The organism is Aestuariivita boseongensis, assembly GCF_001262635.1.
Taxonomy (GTDB): Bacteria; Pseudomonadota; Alphaproteobacteria; order Rhodobacterales; family Rhodobacteraceae; genus Aestuariivita; species Aestuariivita boseongensis.
The window spans coordinates 1-7,239 of the sequence record NZ_JXYH01000084.1 but is presented as its reverse complement, the minus strand read 5'-3'; the positions used below and the strand labels follow the sequence as shown (position 1 = coordinate 7,239).

Here is a 7,239-nt window from a genome sequence, read left to right as displayed (position 1 = left end):
AGTCGAAGACAGCGTGTAGCGCGACAACGTTGTGGAACGGCAGCAATGCAGCAGTTAGAAGTCATCTGAGAGTTTCGGTCAGATGCCTCAGAAGAGCCCAAAGTGGGCCTTGCGGTTACTCAGCTGCCGCTACGCCCATGTCTGGCCCATTAAACCAATCATCTTGGAGCTGGGGCACTTCTGAGAGGTCTTCCTTGGTCCGTTGGTAAAACCATCTGTTCATTGTTCTGGAAATCATAGCGTCGCCGCTCAGGAAAAGCCGCCCGTTTTCCAGTTCGCGAGCAATCGTCGTCCGGTTCAGGATAATCGATGAAAGAGACATGCAATTCGTCTCAATAAACAAATCGACATCATAGTCTGGGATGGTGGTGCAGATTTCGTTGGGAAAACCTGGTCTGATCAGGGCCCAGTACTTGTCATAGTCAAGACCCGGATCGGTGAAGCGAAACTGAAAGACCAACTGCCGATTTGGAAGCTGGTCGGGATCAATGTAGTTCCGCATCTGCCACATCAGCTTTGAGACAGTCAGGTTCTCCAAGGCATCCTGAGCCTCGATGTTACATTGCGCCCATTTTCCCATTGCCTCCAAAGTGGGTTCGAGATCGATCGCGCGTTGCGTCCTGATATAATCGACTTGGCCCGTGGCCGGGTCCTCAATTCGTTCGATCAATCCCTGTTCCGCCAGCTCTTTCAAACGACGCGAAAGCAAAGCCGTCGAGATGTTTCCAACACCACGCCGAATGTCGTTGAAGCGGGTCGAACCGCCCCACATTTCTGACAGAATGGGAATGGTCCAGCGAGGCTCAAGCACTTCGCAGGCGTGTGAGATCGGGCAAATCAACCCATAAGGCTTGTTGGGCATGGTGGGTACTCCTCCGCCCTCAAACTACCAAAACACGTCAGACCAAGCCAGTTCACTTTGTGAAGCGGCGGCGCTTCATTATCTGAACTATCCAGGTGCGAGTGCCTCGGGCCATGGTGTGTTCATCCAAACCAAAGGAGAAACCAATGCCCAAATTCATCGTTGAAAGAAACATCCCTGGCGCGGATAAACTGACTGCGGCAGAACTGTGCGACATCTCTGCCAAGTCCAATGCTGTGGTTGACGGTCTGGGGGTGCCCTATGTCTGGCACCACACCTACGCAGCAGGCGACAAGCTTTACTGCGTGCACGAAGCCAACAGCGCGGACGACATCTACCGTCACGCCAAAGAGGGCGGATTCCCTGCGGACCTGGTATCTGAAATCAAGAACACGTTCGGTCCGGAGACCGCCAACCAAGCCGCATAAGCGCATTCACCTGGGAACGTGGGAAACCATGGTGCCCAGGTGAAATATCAACGACTGCTTGGCCCGCATCTGAGACGTCGGAGGCATCAGTGCCGAATGGCAGGTGCTGGGAGAAGCGGTCGTCCAGACCCTAAAGCGGAAGTCGCCACGCGGTCCCGTCGTCTCGAATGGCTTCTCAGCGCAGCTTTGCGGACATCTGACTGAACCGCTCAGATGTCTCAGAAGAGCCCAGAGCTGCCGTCGTGTTTTCGAGCAGCGGCTAGGCTTGCGCCATGTCAATGTGTGGTGGCGTCGATATGTGTAGCTTTGAAATGGCCACACAACACATGGAGGTTACCATGAAACGACTTGCTCTTGTGGTGGTGATGCTCGCCACTCCCGCGATGGCCGACCCTGAAGAGTATGGCCACATGATGGGTTGGAGCTATGGCCATGGTTACGGAATGATCTTCGGCCCCGTTCTCTGGTTGATCGTACTTGGTCTCGTGGTTGCAGGTGTAATTTGGCTCGTCCGTCGTCTCGATACGCAACCGCTGCATCGCGGAAGTTCGGCCGCAATCGCGGAACTCGACATGCGTTTTGCGCGAGGGGAAATCGATGCCGACGAATACGCGTCACGAAAAAAGCTCCTGAGTTCTTGAGCGGAGCCTTACGAAAGCAATTTGCCCGGACCAGACGACGACCGTGCTTTTGGATCGCAGATGGGGCTCTGATCTTTGCGATTAAAGCCTGTTGGATAGGTAAATGATTTTGCCTGGTTACAGCCAGCCATACATAAGCCGACACCTCTCGGATGAGTTTCAATGGGCTCTGGGAACACTGCTTTGCACGGTCGGGGACGTAGTCTGTGATCGGGATTGCACGGGGGTTGGGAGGTGGGGAGTGGGGCGGTCGCCAGTAACGAGCCCGAAGCTCTAGCCCGTGAGATTTCTTCTGACTTCCCTCGAGCCTCGGGTGAAGGAGCCCTCTCTGACCTTATTTTCGGGTGCTTGAGATAAATCAACCAATCAATCGCATTCATTTGTTACGATGTATCTTTGGGGCGGTTTGGAGTGAGGTGGCATGAGCTTAGGGCTCTTCGAAGAAAAGTTGAGAAAATTTGAAGATCGGATGTCACTTTGGCGCAAGATGCGTCGTGTGACAGGCGCGGACCAACTCGATTCCGCGAGCTTCGGCGAGAGACAGGAAGAAATTCGGGAGAGCCTGATCACTTGCCAGGAATGCTGTGCTACCAGTGCCTGCAGACTGTGGCTGCAGAGTGCTCGCCTGACTTCGCAACCTCCCGATTTCTGCGAAAACCGCGATAGATTCACGTGTGATTGATGCAGGGCTCCTGTAACCACACGCCATCGCATCAGAGGGAATGTGAATTTTCGACCAATGAGCTGCCGCCCGGAGAAGGTAGCTCTTGTTCGGAGTTGGTTCGCCCGCAGAGCGGCTTGAGCACCATTCTAAGAGATTTCAGCCGTCATATTGCACTTGCAGGCGGAGATGTCCCTAATGCAGAACTATTGATGCAGTTGCAGGCGAGCACGTTCAATCTCCAGGTTTCGGACCTCGCCCCAAGCCTCTCTTAGATGCTTTCGGATCTGGATGAATGAGCCATATGACACCGGCCTTTTCGACCAACGCTTAATTCCGTTCGCCCCGTTTTCGCGGTCTGGGTCTTCCATTAAGAAGAGATGAAGATGTTCGGTTCCCTCGGGTCCGGCCACGAAACGTGCCATTAGAAAGTCGTCATCTCTGCAGTTAGTCGGAACTCCGAAACCATCTGCCTGATCATCCTGAATTTCGTTGCTCAGTACCGACTCAGCCACGACTACATCGCTGGCAATTTCAGGTCGAAATTTCACAAGTCCCTCGGCAGATATTGGGAGATTGCCACGCTTGATTAGATCATTTGAAAGGCGAGCGGACAGCATCTTCATCGCATGTTCCTTAGATCTAGTTCTTTCCCGATACGCTTGTTTCGGACAATAATGATAAGGTCGACTGAAGGACAGCTTCGTCCGCGTTGCAGTCGTTCGAGCAAGTTGCGGCGAATGTCCGCAACGAGCCCAAAGCGGCCATCTGCCAGCCAATTCGAAAATTGGGGGTTTGCCTGACAGGCTCGCAAGACTTCGTCCCAACCGGGCCTGGGCGGCAAATCTGGTGCCTCGGTCTTATCGCGTTAGACCTCTGCCAGGACGTCCTGAACTCTAGCCGGATAATCCGAGATTATCGTATCCGCTCCCAGTTCAGCCATCCTCGAGATGTCTTCCGAACTGTTCACAGTCCAGACGTTGACCAGCAAACCAAGTTCGTGAGCGCGTTCCACGTCTTGCGCGTTCAGGTCACCGAAATGGGGACACCAGCCCTTGCCACCGATGTCCGCAATTGCTTGCGGAAGACTGCCGCCATGCGCCGCGAGAGACACGCCGTCCATCCAGGGCGAGTTCTCGAATATGTTCGGCTCCATGGGCGGATCTGGTCGGTCGAGATAGGTCAGATAGTAACGCGATATGCCCGCGTCCTGATCACGGAAGGCACTCAAAACCCGCCAGTCGAAGGATGAAACAAACGTGCGATCGCTGATGCCGTGACTCTGGACGACGGAAAGTATCTCCCTCGCCATGACGCCCGGAGCAGCCGTCAGGTCAGGTCTCGCCGCGAAGGACTTCACTTCAATGTTGAGCCGGGCCCGCGGGTACTCGGCAAGCAGTGCCGCAACATCCTGAAGCTTAGGAACCTGAACTCCGTCAAGCCGGGCCTGTTCGGGGAACCGCGCGGCATGGGCTGATCCCGCGCGCAGTGCTCCGACGTCGTAAGTCTGCAGTTCGGCGAGCGACATGTCGGATATCAGCCCGCTGTCCTCCTCGATCCAGTGTCCCCGACCGTCCCGTGCGGTTTCGGCAAGCAGCACCGGATAGTGGGTGACGACAGGCACGAGATCCCTAGTCAGGAGCACATCGATTTCGATGCCGTCGCTCCCGATATCCAAGGCAAACCTGAAACCTGGAATCGTATTTTCCGGGAATATCCCCCGCGCACCGCGATGCCCGAATACCGCAACGGATCTCTTTCTTGCCCCTCCCGACGGAGGTTTCCCGCAGACAGCCAAGTTCAGTTTATCCGTCGTCCGGTTTCGATGTCGAAGAGGTGCAAATGCTCTCTGGGGAAAGCAACTCGCAACGCGTCAGCACCGGTCGATGATAAGCGGTGAACGCCGGGGACACTGATCGTCATCGGTTCATCGGAGTCACCGATCTTCCCATAGAGCAGCGTGTTGGCCCCCAGCGGCTCAGAAAGACCCACGTGCACCTTGACCGGCCCGTCGATCGCCGGCTCTACGTGCTCGGGCCGAATGCCCAGTTTGGCAGGCCCTTCGCGATCGGTCGGGACCTCAACGGCGGAGCCATCGGGAAGAGTTGCCTTTCCATTCGAAAGGCGCACGTCCATGACATTCATCGATGGGCTGCCGATGAACTGGGCGGCGAAGATCGACTGCGGTTTCTCATACACATCGAGAGAGGTACCGATCTGCTCCGCCACGCCACCGTTCATCACGATCATCCGGTCAGCCATGGTCATGGCCTCGACCTGGTCGTGAGTGACGTAGAGCGAGGTGATCCCGAGCTTGGATTGCAGTTCCTTGATCTCGAGCCGCATTTGGACCCGCAGTTTCGCGTCGAGGTTGGAGAGCGGCTCGTCGAAAAGAAAGACCGAAGGTTCGCGCACAATGGCACGCCCCATGGCGACACGCTGTCGCTGGCCTCCCGAAAGTTCTTTTGGCTTGCGGTCCAGATAGGGTGTCAGCTGCAGTAGCGTCGCCGCCTCGTGGACTTTTCCCTCGATATCCGATTTCGCAAGCCCGGCGATCTTGAGCCCGTACCCCATGTTCTGGCGAACCGACATATGCGGGTAGAGCGCGTAGTTCTGAAACACCATGGCGATGTCACGATCCATCGGCTCTTTCTCGTTCACCCGGTTGCCGCCGATCCGGATCTCTCCGTCACTCACCGTTTCCAGGCCAGCCACCATGCGGAGCAGTGTGGACTTGCCGCACCCCGAAGGCCCGACAATCACGATGAACTCGCCGTCGGCGATATCCACGCTGACGCCATGGATCACCTCGGTCCCGCCGAAGCGCTTCACCACATGTTCAAGTTCGACTGTTGCCATAGTTCCTATTTCTCGCTGTCCACGAGCCCGCGGATGAAGAGTTTTTGCATTGAGACCACCACGATCACCGGCGGGATCATCGCGAGGATCGAGGTTGCCATGATCACCGGCCATTCCACGAGGTCATCCCCGCCTGACGGCAGCATCTGCTTGAGTCCCATGACAATTGTGTTCAGCTCGGGATCGGTCGTGATCAGGAGTGGCCAGAGGTACTGGTTCCACCCGTAGATGAAGAGAATGACGAAGAGCGCGGCAATATTCGTCCGGCTCATCGGCAGGAGAATGTCGAAGAAGAACCGCATGGGACGCGCTCCGTCCACCCGGGCTGCCTCTGCCAATTCGTCAGGAACCGTCAGGAAGAATTGCCGGAACAGGAAGGTCGCGGTAGCGGAGGCTATGAGCGGGAAGATCAGCCCTGAATAGCTGTTCAGCATCCCGAAATTGGCGACCACCTCGTAGGTCGGCACGATCCGCACCTCAACGGGAAGCATAAGCGTGATGAAGATCATCCAGAAGAACGTGGTCCGCCCCGGGAAGCGGAAGTAAACGATGGCAAAGGCCGACAGAAGCGAGATCGCGATCTTACCCAGTGCGATCCCTACGGCCATGATCAGCGAGTTGAACATCATTTGGCCCACGGGCACGTTGACGCCCGAGAAGAACGCTTTTGTGTAATTCTCGACCGCGTGCGGCCCCGGCAAGAGCCGCATGGGCGGCTGTACGATATCCTGCTGTGTCACCGTCGACGCGACGAGCGCCATCCAGATCGGGAAGAAGATCACCGCGACGCCCACGATCATGAGCGCATGGGTCAGCCAGATGGAACGGCCGCGTTCCTCGACCATACCGGGGGGAGGCTCGCGGCGCGTGGATTCATAGGAGCGTGCCATCAGTAATGCACCCTCTTCTCAACGAATTTGAACTGGATCACGGTCAAGAGCCCGACCGCGATCAACAAGATCACGGACTGAGCCGCCGACGAGCCGAGGTCCTGCCCGACGAAACCGTCCGAGTAGACCTTGTAGACGAGGATCGTCGTGGCCTGCTGGGGTCCACCGGACGTAATCGTATGAATGACGCCGAAGGTCTCGAAGAACGAGTAGACCACGTTGACGACGAGAAGAAAGAACGTCGTGGGAGACAGAAGCGGCAGCACGATGGTGAAGAACCGCCTCCAGAACCTCGCGCCATCGATCGCGGCGGCTTCGATAAGGGATTTCGGGACCGCCTGCAGCGCGGCGAAGAAGAACAGGAAGTTATAGCTGATCCGCCCCCAGGCGGAGGCAACAACGACAAGACCCATCGCTTCGCCCGCATTCAGAACGTGGTTCCAGTCGTAGCCGAGCTTGCCGAGGTACCAGGCCACGACACCTACACGAGGGTTGAACATGAAGAGCCAAAGAACACCGGCCACGGCAGGAGCGACGGCATAGGGCCATATCAGCATGGTCCTGTAGGCGCCCGCGCCCTTGATCAGTCGGTCAGCCAGAACTGCCAGGAAGAGAGCCGGGACCATGGAAACGAGCGTCACGAGCGTCGAGAATACCGCCGTCGTTACAAAGGCCGCTCGGTAGTACCGATCCGAGAAGAGGAACTCGAAGTTGCCGAGGCCGACGAACTGGGAAGACAGCCCGAAAGGATCAGGGATGAACAGCGATTGCCAGATCGCTTGTCCCGCCGGGTAGAAAAAGAACACCGCCGAGATGAAGACTTGAGGAAAGATCAGCAGCAGAGGCAGCATCCAGCCCCTGAATGTGACGCGCTTTTCCATGGCGGGCTCCGTGCCGG

9 protein-coding genes are annotated in these 7,239 nt (G+C 56.7%); 3 read left to right on the top strand and 6 right to left on the bottom strand.

The window, feature by feature from the left end; translation table 11 throughout:
• Positions 1-115: 115 nt before the first annotated feature.
• Complete coding sequence (locus tag TR61_RS18845; RefSeq protein WP_050932077.1) at positions 116-862, bottom strand: winged helix-turn-helix transcriptional regulator; 747 nt, start codon at positions 860-862, stop codon at positions 116-118.
• A 146-nt stretch (positions 863-1,008) separates the two neighbouring features.
• On the opposite strand from TR61_RS18845, the gene TR61_RS18840 reads away from it, so the two are divergent.
• The 3 genes from TR61_RS18840 (at position 1,009) to TR61_RS20600 (ending at position 2,613) form a co-directional block, all read left to right on the top strand.
• Complete coding sequence (locus tag TR61_RS18840; protein ID WP_050932076.1) at positions 1,009-1,290, top strand: DUF4242 domain-containing protein; 282 nt, start codon at positions 1,009-1,011, stop codon at positions 1,288-1,290.
• Positions 1,291-1,628: 338 nt separating this feature from the next.
• A complete protein-coding gene (locus tag TR61_RS18835; protein ID WP_050932081.1) occupies positions 1,629-1,931 on the top strand; it encodes an SHOCT domain-containing protein in 303 nt (100 codons plus the stop codon).
• A gap of 421 nt (positions 1,932-2,352) precedes the next feature.
• Positions 2,353-2,613 (top strand): DUF6455 family protein, encoded by a 261-nt coding sequence (locus TR61_RS20600; protein WP_425394229.1) that lies wholly within the window; start codon positions 2,353-2,355, stop codon positions 2,611-2,613.
• Positions 2,614-2,798: 185 nt separating this feature from the next.
• Here the strand turns inward: TR61_RS20600 and TR61_RS18830 are convergent, their stop codons facing one another.
• From TR61_RS18830 to ugpA, 5 genes are all read right to left on the bottom strand, one after another.
• A complete protein-coding gene (locus TR61_RS18830) occupies positions 2,799-3,218 on the bottom strand; it encodes a hypothetical protein (protein WP_050932075.1) in 420 nt (139 codons plus the stop codon).
• A gap of 242 nt (positions 3,219-3,460) precedes the next feature.
• Complete coding sequence (locus TR61_RS18825; RefSeq protein ID WP_172677026.1) at positions 3,461-4,390, bottom strand: glycerophosphodiester phosphodiesterase family protein; 930 nt, start codon at positions 4,388-4,390, stop codon at positions 3,461-3,463.
• 2 nt (positions 4,391-4,392) lie between these two features.
• On the bottom strand, positions 4,393-5,451 hold the full coding sequence (gene ugpC / locus TR61_RS18820) for a sn-glycerol-3-phosphate ABC transporter ATP-binding protein UgpC (protein ID WP_050932074.1): 1,059 nt from the start codon (positions 5,449-5,451) through the stop codon (positions 4,393-4,395).
• 5 nt (positions 5,452-5,456) lie between these two features.
• Positions 5,457-6,296: a sn-glycerol-3-phosphate ABC transporter permease UgpE gene (ugpE, locus tag TR61_RS18815; RefSeq protein ID WP_050932079.1), complete on the bottom strand. Its 840-nt coding sequence runs from the start codon at positions 6,294-6,296 to the stop codon at positions 5,457-5,459.
• Positions 6,297-6,340: 44 nt separating this feature from the next.
• On the bottom strand, positions 6,341-7,222 hold the full coding sequence (ugpA, locus tag TR61_RS18810; RefSeq protein WP_050932078.1) for a sn-glycerol-3-phosphate ABC transporter permease UgpA: 882 nt from the start codon (positions 7,220-7,222) through the stop codon (positions 6,341-6,343).
• Positions 7,223-7,239: the final 17 nt, after the last annotated feature.

What these genes read in the sequence shown, in the direction of transcription:
- TR61_RS20600 (WP_425394229.1), top strand. Translation starts at nt 2,353, where the DNA reads ATGAGCTTAGGGCTCTTCGAAGAAAAGTTGAGAAAATTTGAAGATCGG.
- ugpA (WP_050932078.1), bottom strand. Translation starts at nt 7,222, where the DNA reads ATGGAAAAGCGCGTCACATTCAGGGGCTGGATGCTGCCTCTGCTGCTG.
- TR61_RS18835 (WP_050932081.1), top strand. Translation starts at nt 1,629, where the DNA reads ATGAAACGACTTGCTCTTGTGGTGGTGATGCTCGCCACTCCCGCGATG.
- ugpE (WP_050932079.1), bottom strand. Translation starts at nt 6,296, where the DNA reads ATGGTCGAGGAACGCGGCCGTTCCATCTGGCTGACCCATGCGCTCATG.
- ugpC (WP_050932074.1), bottom strand. Translation starts at nt 5,451, where the DNA reads ATGGCAACAGTCGAACTTGAACATGTGGTGAAGCGCTTCGGCGGGACC.
- TR61_RS18845 (WP_050932077.1), bottom strand. Translation starts at nt 862, where the DNA reads ATGCCCAACAAGCCTTATGGGTTGATTTGCCCGATCTCACACGCCTGC.
- TR61_RS18830 (WP_050932075.1), bottom strand. Translation starts at nt 3,218, where the DNA reads ATGAAGATGCTGTCCGCTCGCCTTTCAAATGATCTAATCAAGCGTGGC.
- TR61_RS18840 (WP_050932076.1), top strand. Translation starts at nt 1,009, where the DNA reads ATGCCCAAATTCATCGTTGAAAGAAACATCCCTGGCGCGGATAAACTG.